The 16,887-nt window shown below is 73.5% G+C and carries 13 protein-coding genes; 5 read left to right on the forward strand and 8 right to left on the reverse strand.

The annotated features are described in order from the left end of the window. Positions 1–65 precede the first annotated feature (65 nt). Together AC3EVP_RS24360 and AC3EVP_RS24365 are read right to left on the reverse strand one after the other, a co-directional pair. A complete protein-coding gene (locus AC3EVP_RS24360; protein WP_335982742.1) occupies positions 66–1,361 on the reverse strand; it encodes an extracellular solute-binding protein in 1,296 nt (431 codons plus the stop codon). A 245-nt stretch (positions 1,362–1,606) separates the two neighbouring features. After that, positions 1,607–2,515: a hypothetical protein gene (locus tag AC3EVP_RS24365; RefSeq protein ID WP_435132985.1), complete on the reverse strand. Its 909-nt coding sequence runs from the start codon at positions 2,513–2,515 to the stop codon at positions 1,607–1,609. Positions 2,516–2,788: 273 nt separating this feature from the next. Between AC3EVP_RS24365 and AC3EVP_RS24370 the strand changes: the two genes are divergently transcribed. After that, positions 2,789–3,322 carry a GNAT family N-acetyltransferase gene (locus AC3EVP_RS24370; RefSeq protein ID WP_435132988.1) on the forward strand — a complete coding sequence of 178 codons (534 nt, stop codon included), beginning with the start codon at positions 2,789–2,791 and terminating at the stop codon, positions 3,320–3,322. Positions 3,323–3,415: 93 nt separating this feature from the next. Here the strand turns inward: AC3EVP_RS24370 and AC3EVP_RS24375 are convergent, their stop codons facing one another. Both AC3EVP_RS24375 and glnII read right to left on the reverse strand, forming a co-directional pair. Beyond that, positions 3,416–5,500 (reverse strand): hypothetical protein, encoded by a 2,085-nt coding sequence (locus AC3EVP_RS24375; protein ID WP_435132992.1) that lies wholly within the window; start codon positions 5,498–5,500, stop codon positions 3,416–3,418. A 137-nt stretch (positions 5,501–5,637) separates the two neighbouring features. Beyond that, positions 5,638–6,657: a glutamine synthetase gene (gene glnII, locus AC3EVP_RS24380; RefSeq protein WP_435132995.1), complete on the reverse strand. Its 1,020-nt coding sequence runs from the start codon at positions 6,655–6,657 to the stop codon at positions 5,638–5,640. 220 nt (positions 6,658–6,877) lie between these two features. Between glnII and AC3EVP_RS24385 the strand changes: the two genes are divergently transcribed. The 3 genes from AC3EVP_RS24385 to AC3EVP_RS24395 all read left to right on the forward strand — a co-directional run bounded on the left by AC3EVP_RS24385 (position 6,878) and on the right by AC3EVP_RS24395 (position 9,290). Continuing rightward, positions 6,878–7,255 (forward strand): 5-carboxymethyl-2-hydroxymuconate Delta-isomerase, encoded by a 378-nt coding sequence (locus AC3EVP_RS24385; RefSeq protein ID WP_435132998.1) that lies wholly within the window; start codon positions 6,878–6,880, stop codon positions 7,253–7,255. 2 nt (positions 7,256–7,257) lie between these two features. Beyond that, the gene (locus tag AC3EVP_RS24390) at positions 7,258–8,127 is read left to right on the forward strand and encodes a Gfo/Idh/MocA family protein (protein ID WP_435133060.1); all 870 of its coding nucleotides are present in this window, start codon (positions 7,258–7,260) and stop codon (positions 8,125–8,127) included. Positions 8,128–8,282: 155 nt separating this feature from the next. After that, positions 8,283–9,290, forward strand: coding sequence for an NADPH:quinone reductase (locus tag AC3EVP_RS24395; RefSeq protein ID WP_435133000.1), 1,008 nt, complete (start codon positions 8,283–8,285; stop codon positions 9,288–9,290). A 137-nt stretch (positions 9,291–9,427) separates the two neighbouring features. On the opposite strand, the gene AC3EVP_RS24400 is transcribed toward AC3EVP_RS24395, so the two are convergent. Together AC3EVP_RS24400 and AC3EVP_RS24405 are read right to left on the reverse strand one after the other, a co-directional pair. After that, on the reverse strand, positions 9,428–10,630 hold the full coding sequence (locus tag AC3EVP_RS24400) for a serine hydrolase (protein ID WP_435133002.1): 1,203 nt from the start codon (positions 10,628–10,630) through the stop codon (positions 9,428–9,430). Between the two features lie 237 nt (positions 10,631–10,867). Next, positions 10,868–11,932: a helix-turn-helix transcriptional regulator gene (locus tag AC3EVP_RS24405; RefSeq protein ID WP_435133005.1), complete on the reverse strand. Its 1,065-nt coding sequence runs from the start codon at positions 11,930–11,932 to the stop codon at positions 10,868–10,870. 114 nt (positions 11,933–12,046) lie between these two features. On the opposite strand from AC3EVP_RS24405, the gene AC3EVP_RS24410 reads away from it, so the two are divergent. Further along, positions 12,047–12,745, forward strand: coding sequence for an SDR family NAD(P)-dependent oxidoreductase (locus tag AC3EVP_RS24410; protein ID WP_435133008.1), 699 nt, complete (start codon positions 12,047–12,049; stop codon positions 12,743–12,745). 361 nt (positions 12,746–13,106) lie between these two features. On the opposite strand, the gene AC3EVP_RS24415 is transcribed toward AC3EVP_RS24410, so the two are convergent. Together AC3EVP_RS24415 and AC3EVP_RS24420 are read right to left on the reverse strand one after the other, a co-directional pair. Further along, a complete protein-coding gene (locus tag AC3EVP_RS24415; protein ID WP_435133010.1) occupies positions 13,107–15,008 on the reverse strand; it encodes an ABC transporter ATP-binding protein in 1,902 nt (633 codons plus the stop codon). After that, entirely contained in the window at positions 15,005–16,843 is a 1,839-nt protein-coding gene (locus tag AC3EVP_RS24420) for an ABC transporter transmembrane domain-containing protein (RefSeq protein ID WP_435133013.1), read from the reverse strand. The genes AC3EVP_RS24415 and AC3EVP_RS24420 overlap by 4 nt, the downstream gene beginning before the upstream one ends. Positions 16,844–16,887 lie beyond the last annotated feature (44 nt).

Consider the following 16,887-nt stretch of genomic DNA (forward strand, 5'->3'; position numbering starts at 1 on the left):
CGTGGGCCCGCCCGCCGCGTGGCGCGGGGGCGAGACCTCCGCCGGCCGGCCCGGAGCCGGGGGCGCTACTGCACCGCGTAGTCCGGCAGCAGCTTGCCGAACTGCTTGGCCGCGGAGTCCAGTCCGCTCTGCACGCTCGCCTTGCCCTGGAGGATCTTGATGTACTCCTGCTGGAGCGGGGTGAACAGGCTGCCGACCTGGGGGAGCGCCACCCGCGGGCGGGCGGTGTCCAGGATCGGCTTGAACCCGGCGATCTGCGGGCTCTTGAGCACCTGCGCGGTGTACGCCGAGGTGCGGGTGGGCAGCGTGCCGTTCTTCACGGCGATCTGCTCCTGGCTGCTGGTGGAGGTCATGAACTGGGTGAACAGGTAGGCCGCGGAGAGGTTCTTCGAACCCTGGTAGACCGCCAGGTCCTGGCCGCCGGTCGGGGCGAGCGGCTTGCCGGTGGAGCCGGCCGGCACGGACGCGTAGCCGAGGTTGGCGGCGTCCTTGAACGCCGAGCCCGTCAGGTCGTCGCCCACCGACCAGGGGCCCTGGATCAGCATGGCGACCTTGCCGGTCTTGAACGACGTCTGCATGTTGTCGTAGGCGTTGGCGAAGTCGATCTTCACGGAGGAGGAGTCGTAGATCTTCTTCGCCTCGGTGACGGCCTTCACCGCCTCGGGGGAGTTGATCGTGACCTTCTTCGCCGACGGGTCGGCCAGGTCGGCGCCCTCACCGAAGAGGAAGGGCAGCAGGAAGTACGAGTCGGGGTTCATGTAGGTGCCGGTCGCGCCGGTCTTGGCCTTGATCTTCGCGGAGTCGGCGACCAGTTCGTCCCAGGTGGTCGGGGGCGCCGCGATACCGGCCTGCGCGAACAGCTTCTTGTTGTAGAGCAGCCCGAGGGTGTCCGTCACGGAGGGCACGGCGTACGACTTGCCCTCGTACTTCGTGGTGTTGAGCGGTCCGGCCACGAAGTCACCGGTGTCGGTGAGGGCGGTGGTGCCGTCGAGCGGGGCGATGTAGTGCAGCGAGGCGTACTCCGGGATCAGGCCGACGTCGGTCCTGATGACGTCGGGCGCGCCCTTGCCGCTCTGGGCGGCGGTCTTGAACTTCTGCTCCACCGTGGAGAAGTCGACGTTCTGGTAGTTCACCTTGATCTTCGGGTACTTCTTCTCGAAGTCGGCGATCAGCGCCTTGTAGGCCGGCGCTTCGACCTTCGCGTCGGAGGTGTCCCAGTAGGTGACCGTGCCCGACACCTGGGCGGGGTCCTTCGCCTTGCCGCTGTCCTGGCTGCCGCCACTGCCGCTGCCGCCGCCGCAGGCGGTGGCACCGAGGACGATGGCCGCGGCCATCGCCACGACGGATATGCCGCGTCGCATACCTGACTCCTTGATGAGGGAAGTGCCCGTTCACCCGATCCGGCGGCTCCCCGGCCCCATCCCACAGGCCGGTGTCCGCTCGGGCTGGGCAGGACCGTAACAGCGGTGCAACGTCTTGCGAAAGACTCTGCAAGAAACTTTCTGCAAGATCCTTCACCGCTGCCGCCGGATCACCCCTCACACACCTCCGCCGGACCGGGAACCCCCGATCCGGCGAAGTGCCGTGCGCAGTAACGCAGTTGGCGTCAGACGGTGTCCTCGAAGAGTTCCTCGGCCGTGGTGACCGTCAAGCTGCGGGTCAGCCACCGCATGAGGTCTTCTCGGTCCGAGTGGCGCAGGATGCGGTCGCGGGTCTCGTCCGAGACGTCGATCCCGCGGTTGTCCAGCACGAGCAGCACCGACTCGGCCACGCCCTCGATCTTGCCCTCGATCGTGCCTTCGCTCTTGCCCTCCAGGAACTTGCGCTCCGCGAGGGTGCCGCGGCCGGGGAAGTAGCTTCCGTTCTTCATGAGCTTGCTCCAGAGATCCTGTGCCGGGGTGTTCTCCCCGAGGCCGATTTCCAGCATTTCCGAGTAGTAGTCGCGTGACTCCTGGTCCGCCGTGGCGAGGGCCTTCGCCAGTGCTTCCAGTATGTCCGCGCTGTTCGGGTGGCGGCCATGCGTGATGGCCGAGAAGGCGGCGAACGCCAGGTGTTCGGCCGCCTGATCGCTGTCGGTGATCAGCGGGATGTTCCCGGGACCGAGCGCCAGCGGACGGACGGTGAGCGCGGTCCACCCGCCCCACCCGTGGTGGAAGGGTCCCGCGGCCCACTCCGCGGTCGTCTTGTCCTGGCAGACGACCAGAAGCAGCGTGGGGCAGTCGTACTTGGCGCTCAAGTACGACAGGTAATACCCCCAACTCGACGGCTTCTTCTCGTCGCGGCGCCCCTGTGCCTCGATCGCGAGGATCAACCCCTGCGTGCCGTCGTCCGGTTGGAGCCGCAGCACGGTGTCCACGCGGCGCTCGACCGGGTGCATCTCGGTGACGTCCGTGGGCAGCACCTCGACGACCGGGTTGTGCGGTATCCGCACCCCCAGGACGCCGAAGACGGGGGTGATCAACTCAGGTCGGCCCTGGAAGATCCGATGCGACGCTTCGTGTCGTGAAGTGACCATGGAGTGACCGTATTCGATCATTTGGCGTGCGCGTCCGAAAACGGCAACTAATCACCCGATGGAGTGATTTGACTTGACGTACGTGCCAACTGGGCGAATAAAAAGAGCTTATCAGAGCCTGATGTGAGCCTTGCCAAGATGGGCGTCTGCACAACTTCCGCACAGTGAGGACAAGTTGTGACCAAACCCTTCACGGGAGCTTCTCAAAGTGAGACGGGTCACGATTGGCGGGAGCGGGGGAACCTTTGGGGCATCTTGCGCGTCCATGTACCCATGAGCACCCCGCACGCCACGATCCGGCACGCCTCGATCGAGGACTTGGACGCGATCTGCGGCGTCCATGCCCGCGCCAGGGCCACGTACTACGAAGGCCACCTGGCAACGGAGTTGTACAGCGGCCCGGCCGAGCTGGAGCGGCAGCGGGCAGGCACCGCGCGCGCCATCACCGCGCGGGACCGCATCGTGCTGTGCGCGACCCGGCAGGACCACCTCGTGGGCTTCGCCGTCCTGGGCGCGCGCTTCGACGGGGACGAGCTGTTCCACTTCCACATCGACCCGGAGGTGTGGCGCACCGGCACCGGCACCGCGCTGCACCAGGCGTGCGTCGCCGAGTGGCAGGCCGCCGGGATCGGGCTGGCCCGCCTGCAGGTCTTCGCCCCCAACGCCCGCGCCCGTGCCTTCTACGTCAAGCAGGGCTGGGAGGAGGACGGCCGCAAGGACGACCACGTCACCATGCAACTGCGCATGCCCAAGCTGCCGTCCCCGCTGCCGCCCTCCGCCACGGCTCCCGTCGCCAGGCCCGTCTAGGCCGCGTAGACCTGCGGAGGAGCGCCCGGCTGCCGACCGCCTGAGCTGCGCCTGTCCGGCCCCCGCCTGTCCAGCCCCCGCCCGCCCGGATTCCTAGTCGTCGCCCAGGGGGGACAGCGCGGTGCCGTCGTCGAGGCGGCCGCTGAGCGTCGCCCGCGTCCCCCGCGCCGCCGGGGTGGACAGGAACGCCCCCTGGGACGTGGCCTCGACGCCGTTCGTCGCCTTGATGGACGCGGTGTCGCGGCTGCCGGCCGCCAGCAGGTACCACCGGTCGGCGGGCGACTTCCACATCACCCCGGCCATCACGTGCTGGTCGTAGCGGCTGCACGCGTTGCCGTCGGCTTGCTGCCCGGCGAGCGTGCCGAGCTCCGCCGCCTTCGCGGCCGGCGGCACGAACTGCACCAGCGCGATGCCCGGCCCGCGCCAGGTGTCGGCCCGGTCGCAGGTCCACGACGCGTCGCCCGCGCCCTCGGGCAGCGCGGTGTCCGCGAACTCCCAGTTGTCGACCGCCTTCACGCCCTGCCCGCGCAGCTCGACCAGCCGGCACGCGCTGTGCGCCCAACTCGCCAGCGCCTGCGACCCCGTGGCCTCCCGCGGTGCCACCGCGCCGCCCACCGACGACGGTGGGCTGTAGGTGAGGTGCACCGGCGCGAGGTCGCCGAGGTCGGCGACCAGGAACGACTTCTCCGCGCCGATCGACGCCGAGGAGCGCAGCTCCATCACCGGCCACGTCGTCCCGCACGCCGCGGAACCCGTCGCGTTCGACGCGGCGCTGGGCCCCGGCATCGGCACCGGGTCGGTCACGCCGTCCGCGCTGCGGTGAAGGTCGGCGGCGTCCTGGCCGGGGCGGAACAGGTCGCGGGTGCTCGCCTGCGTGACCCAAGGGGCCGTGAGGAAACGGGCGTTGCCATCCACCCGGTCCACCAGCAGCGCCGCCGAGGTGGTCAGGTCGGCGTTCTGCGCCTGCGCGAAGTCCAGCGCGGCCCGGCCCGTACCGCTCTTCGGCTGCGCGTAGCGCACCACCCGCAGCCCGTCGTAGAAGATCACCACGGTCGCGGCGTCCTCGTCCCCGGCGAAGAGCAGTTGCGGCGGCTGGGTGGGCCCGGTGCGCGGGGTGCCCGGGGTGGCGCTGACGTCCACCGAGGAACCGGGGTTCGCCCACACCGCCAGCGCCCGGCCGAGCAGCTCGGTGTCCTTCGTACGGTCGCCCCGCGCGGGCCAGGCGGAGAAGTCCAGCCGGGCGGTGGCCTTCCAGCCGGCCGCCGGCACCTTCACCAGCGCGGCCGGGTCCAGCGCGCGCGGGTCGGCGCCGGGCGTCCCGGAAGCCGCGTAGTGCTCCGTCGAGGAGCCGCCGCCGACCACCGCGAACAGCAGCGCGCCCGCGGCGACCACCGCGGCGGCCGTGCCCGCGATCCGGCCCCGGCGGCGGCGCCGCAGCAGGTCGGTGGGGCGCAGTTGCAGCGTGCAGGCGTCGAACTCGCCCGACGCCAGCAGCCGTCGGCCCGCGACCGGGCCCGTCGTGGTGTCGGCGCGGCCGCCCCCCGCGTCCGTACCGAAAGCCGCCCCCGGACCGGCGTCGAGGCCCGCGCCCGTGACGACCCCGGTCACCACGCCCGGCACCGCGCCGCTCCGGGCGGGCACCTTCACGCCCGCCGCGAGCCGTACCGCCTCGCGCGGGTCGACCACGCCCGCCGCGTCGAGCACACCGCGCGCGTCCGGCTCGCCCAGCGCCTCGGCGGACATCAGCGCGTACGCCGCCCGGGCCGGGGCCGGCAGCGAGGACAGCGCGCGGTACAGCGCCGCCTCGGCGTCGCCGCCTGCCTGCGGATGCGCCCGCAGCCCCGTCAGCTGCGGCGGCCGCACGTTCTCCAGCGCCGCGCGCAGCCGTCCCTGGTCGCCGAACTCCAGGGCCGCGCGCAGCACCCGCACCCGCAGCACCCCGTACGCGCCGCCCTGCCGGGAGGGCGCGGGCGAGGTCGGCAGCGCGGACTGCACCAGCCGGTGCGCGGCCAGCGCCCGGCGGTGCTTGCCGAGGTCGGCGGGCAGCGTCACGTACGCCAGCCGGACCAGCCGCGGGTAGTGCTCGACCAGTGCCGCCTCGGCCTGTGCGACCGAGATGGTGGCGGACGAGCCGCGGGAGGATGCGGAGGAGGTGCCGGATGCCGCTTGCGTCTTCACGCAGTGTCGAACGAGCCGTTGATGCGATGGTCACCCGGGGGCGTCACACGAACGTGTGAAGGGCGCCCCACCGAGTTCGGCGGGGCGCCCTTCATGCGGCGTACGGGGGCACGGACCGGCGCGGCGTCCGGCTCGGCTCAGACCAGCCCGGCCTTCTCCAGCGCGGTCCCGCAGGTGTCCACGATCAGCCGCGTCACCACGTACGGGTCGATGTTCGCGTTCGGGCGGCGGTCCTCGATGTAGCCCTTCTGGTCCACCTCGACCTGCCACGGGATGCGCACCGACGCGCCGCGGTTGGACACGCCGTAGCTGTACTCGTTCCACGGGGCGGTCTCGTGGGCGCCGGTGAGGCGGTGCTCGACGCCGGAGCCGTAGTTCTTGATGTGCTCCAGCGGCTTGTCGTCGCGGCCCAGCGCCTCGGCGGCCTCGATGATCGCCTCGTAGCTCTCGCGCATCTTCTTGGTGGAGAAGTTGGTGTGGGCGCCCGCGCCGTTCCAGTCGCCCTTGGCCGGCTTGGGGTCCAGGGTGGCGGAGACGCCGAAGTCCTCGGCGGTGCGGTACAGCAGCCAGCGCGCGACCCACAGGTGGTCGGAGACCTCCAGCGGGCTGAGCGGGCCGACCTGGAACTCCCACTGGCCGGGCATCACCTCGGCGTTGATGCCGGAGATGCCCAGGCCCGCGGCGAGGCAGTTGTCCAGGTGCTTCTCCACCACCGGGCGGCCGAAGATCTCGTCGGCGCCGACCCCGCAGTAGTAGCCGCCCTGGGGCGCCGGGAAGCCGTTCTCCGGGAAGCCGAGCGGGCGCGAGCCCTGGAAGAACGTGTACTCCTGCTCGATGCCGAAGAGCGACTCCTGGTCGGCGAACTTCTCGGCGACCTCCCGCAGCGCGGCGCGCGTGTTGGACTCGTGCGGGGTGCCGTCGATGTTGAAGACCTCGCACAGCACGAGCTTGTCCGCGCCGCCGCGGATCGGGTCGGCGAAGGTGGCGACCGGCTTGAGTACGCGGTCCGAGGCGTGGCCCTCGGCCTGATTGGTGCTGGAGCCGTCGAAGCCCCAGATCGGCAGCTCGGCGCCGTCCGCGAGGATCTTCGTCTTCGAGCGGAGCTTGGCGGTCGGCGCGGTGCCGTCTATCCAGATGTACTCAGCCTTGTAGGTCACGGTGACGCCATCCTTAACGAACGTGAGCGCGGGTGCGGCACCGAGCCGCGCTGATCGGGCCGGTAGGCAGCGTCCCAACAGCGCTTTTCCCCGCCGTTGCCCGGCTGTTAACCACGTGTGAACTGCCCGCCGTGACCAGCGGGAACCCCGCCGTGAGGTGCAGGCGGGACAGGGGTGGCGCGCGGTCCGCAGCACGCCGGGCGCGGGTAGGGTCGAGGGTATGCCGCACAGCATCGTGGAGTACTCCGCCAACCTCGCCGACACCTTCGACCGCCCGCAGTTCGCCAAGGGCCTGCACGAGGCCCTGGTGCGGGTCGCCGGCGGCCGCGCCGAGGGCTGCAAGACCCGCTTCGTCCGGCTCGACGAGACGTACATCGCCGACGGCTCGCCGCACTACTCGATGGTCCACGCGCAGGTGGGCATCCTGTCCGGCCGCCCCCCGCAGGTACGGCGGGAACTGGCCGAGGCGGTGCTCGCGGCGCTGCGCGACACCGTACGGCCCCTGCCGGAGGCCGAGCTCCAGCTGTCGGTCGACGTACGCGAGCTGGACCGCGAGACGTACGCCCAGCACGACACGCCCGCGCAGGTGCGGTCATGACGCTGCGCGTGGGGCTGCTCGGCACCGGACCCTGGGCGCTGAAGGCGCACGCCCCCGCGCTGGCCGCCCACCCGGACGTGGAGCTGGCCGGGGTGTGGGGCCGCCGCCCGGAGGCCGCCGAGCAGCTGGCCCGGGAGTTCGGCGGGCACGCGTACGGCGACGCGGACGCGTTGATCGGCGACGTGGACGCGGTGGCGATCGCCCTGCCGCCGTCCGTGCAGGCGCCGTTGGCGGTGCGGGCCGCGCGGGCCGGCAAGCACCTGCTGCTGGACAAGCCGCTGGCCGCGACCGTCGAGGACGCGCGCGAGGTGGCCGACGCGGTGGCGTCCGCCGGAGTGCGCTCGGTGGTGTTCTTCACGCTGCGCTTCGGCGCGGGCACGTCGGCGTGGATCGAGCAGCAGGCCGCCGCAGGGCCGTGGTTCACCGGCCGCGCCGACTGGTACGGGGCGGTCTTCGGCGGTGCTGCCAGCGCCTACGCCGACTCGCCGTGGCGGCGCGAGAAGGGCGGGCTGTGGGACGTCGGCCCGCACGCCCTGTCGGTGCTGCTGCCGGTGCTCGGCGACGTCACCGAGGTGCACGCGGTACGCGGCCCGGCGGACCTGGTCCACCTGACGCTGCGGCACACCTCGGGCGCGTCCAGCACGGCCGTGCTGACGCTGACCTCGCCGCCGCCCGGCGCCGGCGTGGCGATCGAGTTCCGCGGCGCACCCGGGATCGCGACGTTCCCCGCCGACATCGGCAGCCCGCCGACCGAGGCGCTGGCCCGGGCCGTCGACGCGCTGACGAGCGGTGCGCCGCACGCCTGCGACGCCCGGTTCGGGCTGCGGGTCACCGAGATCCTGGCGGCGGCCGAGCGGGCACTCGACGCTTGACCTTCGGTGACCTGGCGACCTGGTGACCCGGTAACTGCGGCCCGCGCGCGGGCAGGTGGAGCGCGGGGCCGGGCGCGCTGGGCCATCCGGGGGAATGCGGGCGAAGGTGCGCCGGATCGGGAAGAGACGTGCGTCGGTCGTGGTTCGCAAGTGGCATGAAGGCGATCGTTTACAGCAGCAGCGGCGGCCCCGATGTCCTCACCCTCACCGACCGGCCGGTGCCCGAACCCGGGCCCGGCGAAGTGCGGGTGAAGGTCCATGTCTCGGGGGTCAATCCGACGGACTGGAAGTCGCGCGAGAACACCTCCCCGCAGCATCCGCAGGTGCCCAACCAGGACGGCTCCGGTGTGATCGACGCGGTCGGCGCGGGCGTGCCGGCCGAGCGGGTCGGCGAGCGCGTCTGGCTGTGGGAGTCGGCCTACCAGCGGCCCGACGGCACCGCGCAGGAGTTCACCACGGTCCCGGCGCGCAAGGCCGTCCGGCTGCCGGACCACGCCTCCTTCGACCTCGGCGCCAGCATCGGGGTGCCCGCCATCACCGCCCACCGCGCCCTGACCGTCGCGGAGTTCGGCCCGGTTCGGCTCGCCCCCGGCGCCCTCGCGGGGCGTACGGTCCTGGTCGCCGGCGGCGCGGGCGCGGTCGGCAACGCGGCGATCCAGCTCGCCCGCTGGGCGGGCGCCACCGTCGTCACCACGGTCAGCAGCCCGGAGAAGGCCGCGCTGGCCACGGCGGCGGGCGCGCACCATGTGGTCAACTACCGCGAGCAGGACGCCGCGGCCGAGATCCGCGCCCTCGCGCCCGACGGCGTGCACATCGTGGTCGAGGTCGCCCCGGCGCACAATGCCGCCCTGGACACGGCGGTGACGGCGAACAACGCGGTGATCGCGTTCTACGCCAATGACGCCGGCGAGTTCACCGCGCCGGTGCGTGCCTCCATGGCCCAGAACCTGCGCTGGCAGGGCCTGCTGCTCTACACGGTGCCCGACGAGGCGAAGGACGAAGCGGTGGCCGCGGTGTCCGCCGCGCTCGCCGACGACGCGCTGCGGGCCGGGCCGGAGGTCGGCCTGCCCTTCCACCGCTACCCGCTGGAGCGGACCGCGGAAGCGCACGAGGCGGTGAGGGACGGGGCGGTCGGGAAGGTGCTGATCGACGTGGCCGGGTAGGCGCGGGGCGGCGGGCTGATCCCGGGCCGCTGGTGCGGTGCGGTGGGGTGCGATGCGGTGCGGTGCGGTGGTCCGTCGCTGCGGCGCGGGCGGTCGCGCCGGTGCCTGGGGACTGCGGCGGCCGGGCGGTCAGGCGGTCAGGCGGCGGAGGCGACGTACGCCTTCGCCGCGGCCTGGGCGACCTGCTCGACCTGGTCGATGGCGCCCTGCTCGGTCCGCTGCCCGGACGACAGCACACTGACCAGCAGCCGGTGCCCGTCGTACGTCACCTCGCCGATGCTGTTGATGTCCCACAGCCCGGTGGCGCTGCGCTGGAGCCAGCCGTTCTTCAGCGCGTAGCCGGAGCTGTCGGTGTCGGCCGCCGACACGCCCCAGCGCTCACCGGCGACGACGGACCGCATCAGCCGGGCGATGTAGGCGCGGGAGGTGGACGACAGGGGCGAGCCGCTGTCGAACACCGCGTGCAGCAGGGCGATCTGGTCGCCCGCGGTGGTCTGGGTCAGCCCCCACAGGTCGTTGTCGCCACCGACGGTGTGGGTCAGCCCCAAGGACGCGTTCGCCGTGGCCAGTCCCGCCTTGCGGCCGATGGTGCGCCACAGTTCGAGGGCCGCGCTGTTGTCGCTCTCCTCGATCATCTTGGTGGCCAGCGCCTTCTGACTTGCCGTCAGGTTGGTGCCGGCCTTCTGGTCCTGGAGCAGCAAGGTGGCGAGGATGTCCACCTTGACGATGCTCGCGGTGTCGTACGAGGTCGCGCCGGTGGCGTAGGTCGCCGCCGAGCTCGTGCCGGCGGTCGAACCGGCATCGGTGACCGCGACGGACACATTGCCGCTGACGCCGAGGGCGCGGACCGCCGAGGTGACGGCGGCCTGGGCCGAGGCGGTGGTCGTGGCCGCGGTGTCGGCCGTACCGGCGTCGGTGGCGGACACGTCGGTCGGCGAGGTCGTGGTGGAAGCCGAGGCCGAGGGGCTCGACGGGCTGGCGCCGGCCTTCGGGGTGGCCGTGTCGGTGGTGGTGTTGGTGTTGATGTCGGAACCCGCCTTCGCCGACGGCGACTGCACGATCGTGGCGAGCGTGAGGACGGCCATCGCGGCGAGGGCGGTCACGGAGATCAGCAGCGGACGGGTCCAGGAGCGGGCGGCGGCGTGCGCGGGCGCGGAGCCGGTCGCAGCCGCCGCGGGTATCGCGCCGGGGGCGACGAGCCGCGTGGCGGGCTCGGGGGCGCCGGCGTCCTCCTCCGCTCGCGGTGGGACCGGGGCCGCGCCCGTACCGTCGCCGTGTGTGCCGGCCATGGCCGCCCACCCCCCGCCTTCGCGGTCCGCCAACGGTCTGCGCTGTTCCATGCCACCGACCCTAGGAACGGTTTCTGGGGTTCCTCTGAGAGCCGGGTGGCAATCGTCTGAGACATGCCCGGGGCGCCCGCGGGTGTCCGCGCCGGGGCGCCTACGGGCGGGGGTGCCTGCGGGAGGTGCCCACCCGACGCGTCCGTGCGCGGTGTTTCGCGGGGCCGGACGGTGCCGACCGGCGTGCGGCCGACGCTACGAGCGGGGTGTTGTCGCCGTGTGACCGGGCGGTGACGATCAGCGCACTGGTGCGGTGGGCGCGATCCCCGTGCTGGATGAGGGGGCGGCGCCCGGCGGGAACCCGGCGCTCGGCGCGGACGTGCCGGTCGATGCGGGCGCGCTGTCGTGTTCGGCCCCGTACTCCGCCCCTGCGACGATGCTCAGCCGCAGCCGGGTCTCGTCCTCGCTGCCGACCGCGGCCGTCATGATGACGATCTTCAGCTCGGAGTCGCCGTCGGTCAGGACGTCGCAGTCCACCGTCACGGTGCCGACCACCGGGTGCTCGACCCTCTTGTGGTCCTCGCGGTGCGCGGCGACCGTGCCGGCCGCCCACAGCTCGGCGAACCGCTCGTTGCCGGCGGTCAGGTCGCGGATCAGCGCGGCCAGACGGCGGTCCCGGGGGAAGCGCCCGGTGGCGCGGCGCAGGTCGGAGACCACGGCGGCGTCGGTGGCGGGGCGGTCCGCCTCGATCACCGGCCACCGCGACAGGACCCTGGTGCTGCCCTCGACCGGGAAGCGGTCGCGGGCGAAGTTGCGCTGCTGCGGGGGCGCGCCGGACGGGTCGCCGATCAGCGCGGCCCAGCCGCGGTTCCACCACAGCAGCTGCCAGTCCGCGGCGAAGACGGCGGCGGCCGTGCCCTGGAGGCGGGTCAGCACGCGGTTCATGCCGGGCGGGAGGTGGTCGGAGACCGTGCCGTTCACCGGCGGGACCAGCCCGGCCAGCCGGTAGAGGTGGTCCCGCTCCGCGGTGGTCAGGTGCAGGGCGCGGGCGAGGGCGGCCACCACGGAGGACGAGGGAGTCGTGGCGCGTCCCTGTTCCAGGCGTACGACGTAGTCGACCGAGACCCCGGCGAGGTCGGCCAGTTCCTCGCGCCGCAGCCCGGTGGCCCGCCGTCCGTGGGCGACGGGCAGGCCGACGGCGGCCGGGGGGAGGCGGTCGCGCCAGGTGCGGATCGTCGCGCCGAGCCCGAGTCCGAGCCCGAGTCCCGGCCCGGGTGTCGGCTCCGGCGTGGCCGCGGGCGCCGGGCGGCCCGGCCCTCCGGCTGCCGTCGGTGTGCTGTCCCTGCCGCGCACGTCGTCCATGACTCCCATGCTCGCGCACCCGGAAACGGAGCGGCAGCCACGAAGGTGGTACGGCTGTTCCTACCGTCGGACCGTCCCTGGTCGGCCCCTCCGGCCGTCGGCACCATCGAACCCATGACGATCACTTTCATCACCGGAGCCAACAAGGGCCTCGGCCGCGAGACCGCCCGCCGCCTCGTCGCACAGGGCCACACCGTCCTCCTCGGAGCGCGCGACCGCGCCCTGGGCGAGGAGGCAGCCGCGGCAGTGGGCGCGCGCTACGTCCCCATCGACGTCGCCGACGACGCGTCCGTGGCCGCCGCTGCCGCCGACATCGCCGCCCACGAGGGCCGGATCGACGTCCTGATCAACAACGCGGGCGTGCGCGGCCCGTCCGGCGGTCCCGGCGAACTCACCGCCGCCGACACCCGAGCCGTCTTCGACGTCAATGTCACCGGCGCGGTCCGCACCACTGCCGCGTTCCTGCCGCTGCTGCGCCGGTCGGACGACCCCGCCATCATCAACGTCAGCAGCGGCATGGGCTCGCTCGCCTTCACCCACGACCCGTCCCGGCCCGAGTTCCATGTGGTCGTGCCGCTGTACTGCGCGTCGAAGGCGGCGCTCACCATGCTGACCACGCAGTACGCCAAGGCCCTGCCCGACATCCGCGTCAACGCCGCCGACCCCGGCTACACCGCGACCGACCTCAACGACCACCGCGGCACCCAGACCGTCACCGAGGGCACCGACGCGATCGTCGCGCTGGCGACCGAGGGTCCGGGCGCGGGCAGCGGGCGCTTCGTCGACCGCTACGGTGACATCGCCTGGTCCTGACGCGGGTGCGGGGCACGGAGGGGTCCCGCGTGCAACAGCACGTCGGAGGTGAGCGGGGCGATCCCCCGGTGCGCTACCAGCTGCTGCCGATCGTGCCTGCCGCAGCCAGGATGCCGCCGAACCGGTTCTCGCCGACCTGCCCGATCAGGCGGCCCGAGACGGCCGACCGCCTTGGGGCAGCCCGTACTCGACCGTGCCGTCCAGCGACAGCCGCTGCTCGGCAGCGAGTTGGAGCACCCCGGGCCGCCGCCGCACCCAGCCGGCATCGCACGCCCTCGTCGCTCATGGCTAGTCGCCCGGCCCGCCCGGGTCCGGCACGGGTGCCTGTCGAGCCGGCCGGCCAGGGGCCCCGCCCGCGCGCTCAGCTCGGCCGCGACCAGGCGTCCCACAGCGCCGCGTACGTGCCCCCGGCCGCGCGCAACTCCTCATGGGTGCCCTGCTCGGTCACCCGCCCTGCCTCCATGACGAGGATCGTGTCCGCCGTCGCGGTCTGCGCGAGCCGGTGGGCGACGAGCAGCGCGCTGCGCCCCCGCAGCACCCGGGCAGCGGCGGTGTCGAGCAGCCGCGCGGAGTCGCTGCCGCCCTCGGCCGTGGCCTCGTCGAGCACCACCACGTCCGGATCGAGCAGGAACAGGCGGGCCAGGGCGAGGTGTTGGGCCTGGCTGGGGCCGAGGTGGTGACCGCCGGCACCGATCGCCGTGGCGGCGCCGTCCGGCAGCGCGCCGACCCATCCGGCCGCGCCGACCGCCTCCAGGGCGGCGCCCACCTCCGCGTCGGACGCCTCGGGCCGCGCCAAGCGTATGTTGTCAGCCACGGTGCCGGCGAAGAGATGGGTCTCCTGGGTGACGAGCGCGACCGTGCGGTGCAGCTCGGCGGGGGAGAGGTCGGTGAGCGGCACCCCGTCCAGCGTCGCGCTGCCGCGCCGGGGCGTCCGCAGGCCGGCGAGGAGCGTGGCCATCGTGGACTTGCCGGACCCGGTGGTGCCCACCACCGCGACATGACGGCCCGGCTCGATCCGCACGGTCACCCCGTGGACGACGTCGGGCCCCTCGCCGTAGCCGAAGTCCGCGGACTCGAGGCGGAGGACGGGCGGCCCGGGCCGGGTACGGGGGAGCGCCGGTGCGGGCGAGGGCGCGGGCCGTGGCTCGGGCGCCCCGGCGGTCCTCGCGGGAGCCGCGTCGAGCACCCCAATCAGGCGGGCCAGCCCCGCCGCGGCCTGCTGCACGCTGTCGAACGCGCCGAGCACCATGTTGATCGGGTCGAAGAGCCCGACGAAGAAGAGGGCGGCCGTGGTCGCCGCTCCGACGCTCGCCGAACCGGACCGGACCAGCACCGCGGCGGTGAGCAGGATCGCGCCGAGCCCGATGAACTCCGCGACGTTGAGCCGCCCGAAGAAGCGGGTGGCGGTGCGGATGGCCCTGAACTCGTACTCCGCCGCTTCAAGGGACGACTCCTCGACCCGGGTGTACTGGCGGCGGCCCAGGCGCAGCGCCCGTACGGTCGGCAGGGCGCCGAACGCGCCCAGCAGCGTGGAGGTGCGGTGGCCCTCGGCGGTGCGGCCGGCGGCGTAGATCGGGCGGGACGTGCGCAGGTACCAGCGCAGGGTGTACGCCTGAAGCGGCACCGCGAGCAGCCCGGCGAGCGCGAACCGCCAGTCCAGCGAGGCCAGTCCGACCAGAGTGGCCAGGATCGCCAGCGCCGCCGACACGAAACTCCCGAAGCCGCCCTGCGCCGCCTCGGTGACGCGCTCCACATCGCCGGACACGCGCGAGACGAGGTCGCCGCTGCCGCCCGCCTCCACGGTGTCCACCGGGAGGCCGAGCGCCGTGCCGACCACCTCCTCGCGCAACTCGGCCACTTCCGGCAGCACGACCCGGGCGAGCAGGACGTTCGACGCCCAGGTGGCCGGGGCGCCGAGCACCGCCGCCACGGCGAGCAGGACGACCGGCCCGATCACCGCCGATGTGCCGCGGCCGTCGACGACCGCCTGCGTCACCCGGCCGATGGCGATCGGTCCGACGAGACCGAGCGCGCTCTGGGCGATCATCACGGCCAGGGTCGCGGCGAGCAGCGCCCGGCGCCTGCGCAGGACGCCGCGCAGATATCCGCGGGTCCGGCGGCCGTCGGCGACCGGCAGCAGTGGTCGGGGCTTCGTCGACATGTCGACGGCCTCCGCGGCGGCGGTGCCGGAGGCGTCGGAGGTATCGGAGGAGGCGTCGGCGGTGGTGGCCGGGGAGTTGGCGGTGGAGCCGGTGGCGTTCATCGGGTCAGCAGCTCCCGGTACGCGGCGTTGTCGCGCATCAGCTCGGCGTGAGTGCCGCTGTCCGCCGCGAGCCGGCCGCCAGGGGCTCCGTGCGGCGCGTCCGGCGCACCCTCGCCCGCGGGCGTCGCTGCCGGCGCGCTGCTCGGCGCGGGGCGCAGGAAGAAGACCCGGTCGCAGCGGGAGAGCAGCGCCGGGCTGGTGGTCACCAGCAGCGAGGTCCGCCCGTCGCGCGCCCGCAACTCCCGCAACCGGCCGGCGATACGGTCCTCCGTGGCCGCGTCCACCGCCGTCGTCGGGTCGTGCAGCACCAGCACCGGCGGATCGGCGGCCAGGGCGCGGGCGAGGGCGACGCGCTGCCGCTGGCCGCCGGACAGGCTCTCCCCGCGGTCGCCGACGGGCGCCTGCGCCCCACCGGGCACCGTGTCGATCACCTGGTCCGCGAACGCCGCCCAAGTGCCGCGCTCCGCGGCCTTCTCGTCGGGCGCGAGCAGCGCGATGTTCTCCGCGATGGTGCCCGGGAACAACACGGCGTCATGCGGCGACACCAGTACCCGCGCGCGCAGATCCGCCAACGCCACCTCGCCCACCTCCTTCCCGCCGACCTCGACCCGCCCGCTCCCGGGCTCGCCCTCCCGCACCAGCAGCCCCGGAATCCGCCCGGCAACCCCGGGCACATCGACCACCAGCCCCGTCAACTCGCCGCGCTCGGCGACGAACGACACTCCCGTGAACCCCTCCACCTCGACCTCCGACACCACGACCCGCCCGTCTGCCCACTCACCCGGATCGAGGCCGTCCCGCACCACTTCCGGCATCCCCACGACCTCAACGACCCGCCCCGCGGACGCCACCGCCCGCGCATACGCCGCACTCGCCCCCGACACCACCTGCATCGGTCCCACCACGAATCTTGCCAATCCCAAAGCCGCCACAAACTCGCCCAAACCCATTCGACCCGAAAGTGTGAGCCACCCGCCCACTCCCGCGATCACCGCCAAGTACCCGCCGGTGAAGGCCGTTCCCACCGCCGACAGCAGCGACTGCGACGACACCGCCCGCAGCGACGCGCCCAACGCGACCTGGCTGGCCCGCCCGTACTCCGCCGCCGCGGTCCGCTCCGCCCCGATCCCCTTCAACACCCGCATGCCGCGCACCAGATCCTCCGCGAGCACCGCCGCCCGCCCGGCCTCGTGCTGCTCCGTACCGCTGTGCCGCCGCAAGCGCCCCGCCACCCTGTCCTGCACCACGAGCAGCAGCGCCGTACCGAGCAGGATCACCGCGCCCAGCGGCAGCGAGAACCACAGCAGTAGCCCCGTGGACACCGCGAGGACCGCGACCGCGGCCACCGTCTGCGCGACGACCCCCGCGAACGCGCCGACCCGGCCGGCGTCGCTGGCCGCGCGGGTGAGCAGGTCGCCGGGGGCCAGCCGTACGCCGCCGGCCGGCCGCAGCACCCGTTCGGCCACCCACATCCGGACGACGTGCCCGGTGTGCTGCTTGGCCCGCATGCTGGCGCGGGCGCCGAAGCGGAACGACAGGGACAGCAGGACGAAGTCCGCGGCGAGCACGCCCAGCCAGAGCGCGATCGCCCACCGGCCGCCGCCCGCGACGGCCTGTCCCACCGTCGCGCCGACCGCCACCGGCACCATCGACTCGCCGAGCTGGTGCGTGCTGTAGAGCGCCGACGCGGCCACCAGGTCCCGGCGCCGGGAGCGCAGCGCCCCCCACAGCAGCGCGCGGGCCGACGGCCACTCCACCGCACCGGCCGCCGACGAGGGGTCCGCGGGGGAGGGGGCGGCAGGCCGCGGCGATACGGCTGGGGCGTCGACTGTCACCAAGCCGACCTTAAAGGGACTGTTCGGCGGCGTATACGCGTTAT

Source organism: Actinacidiphila sp. bgisy144 (assembly GCF_057708105.1).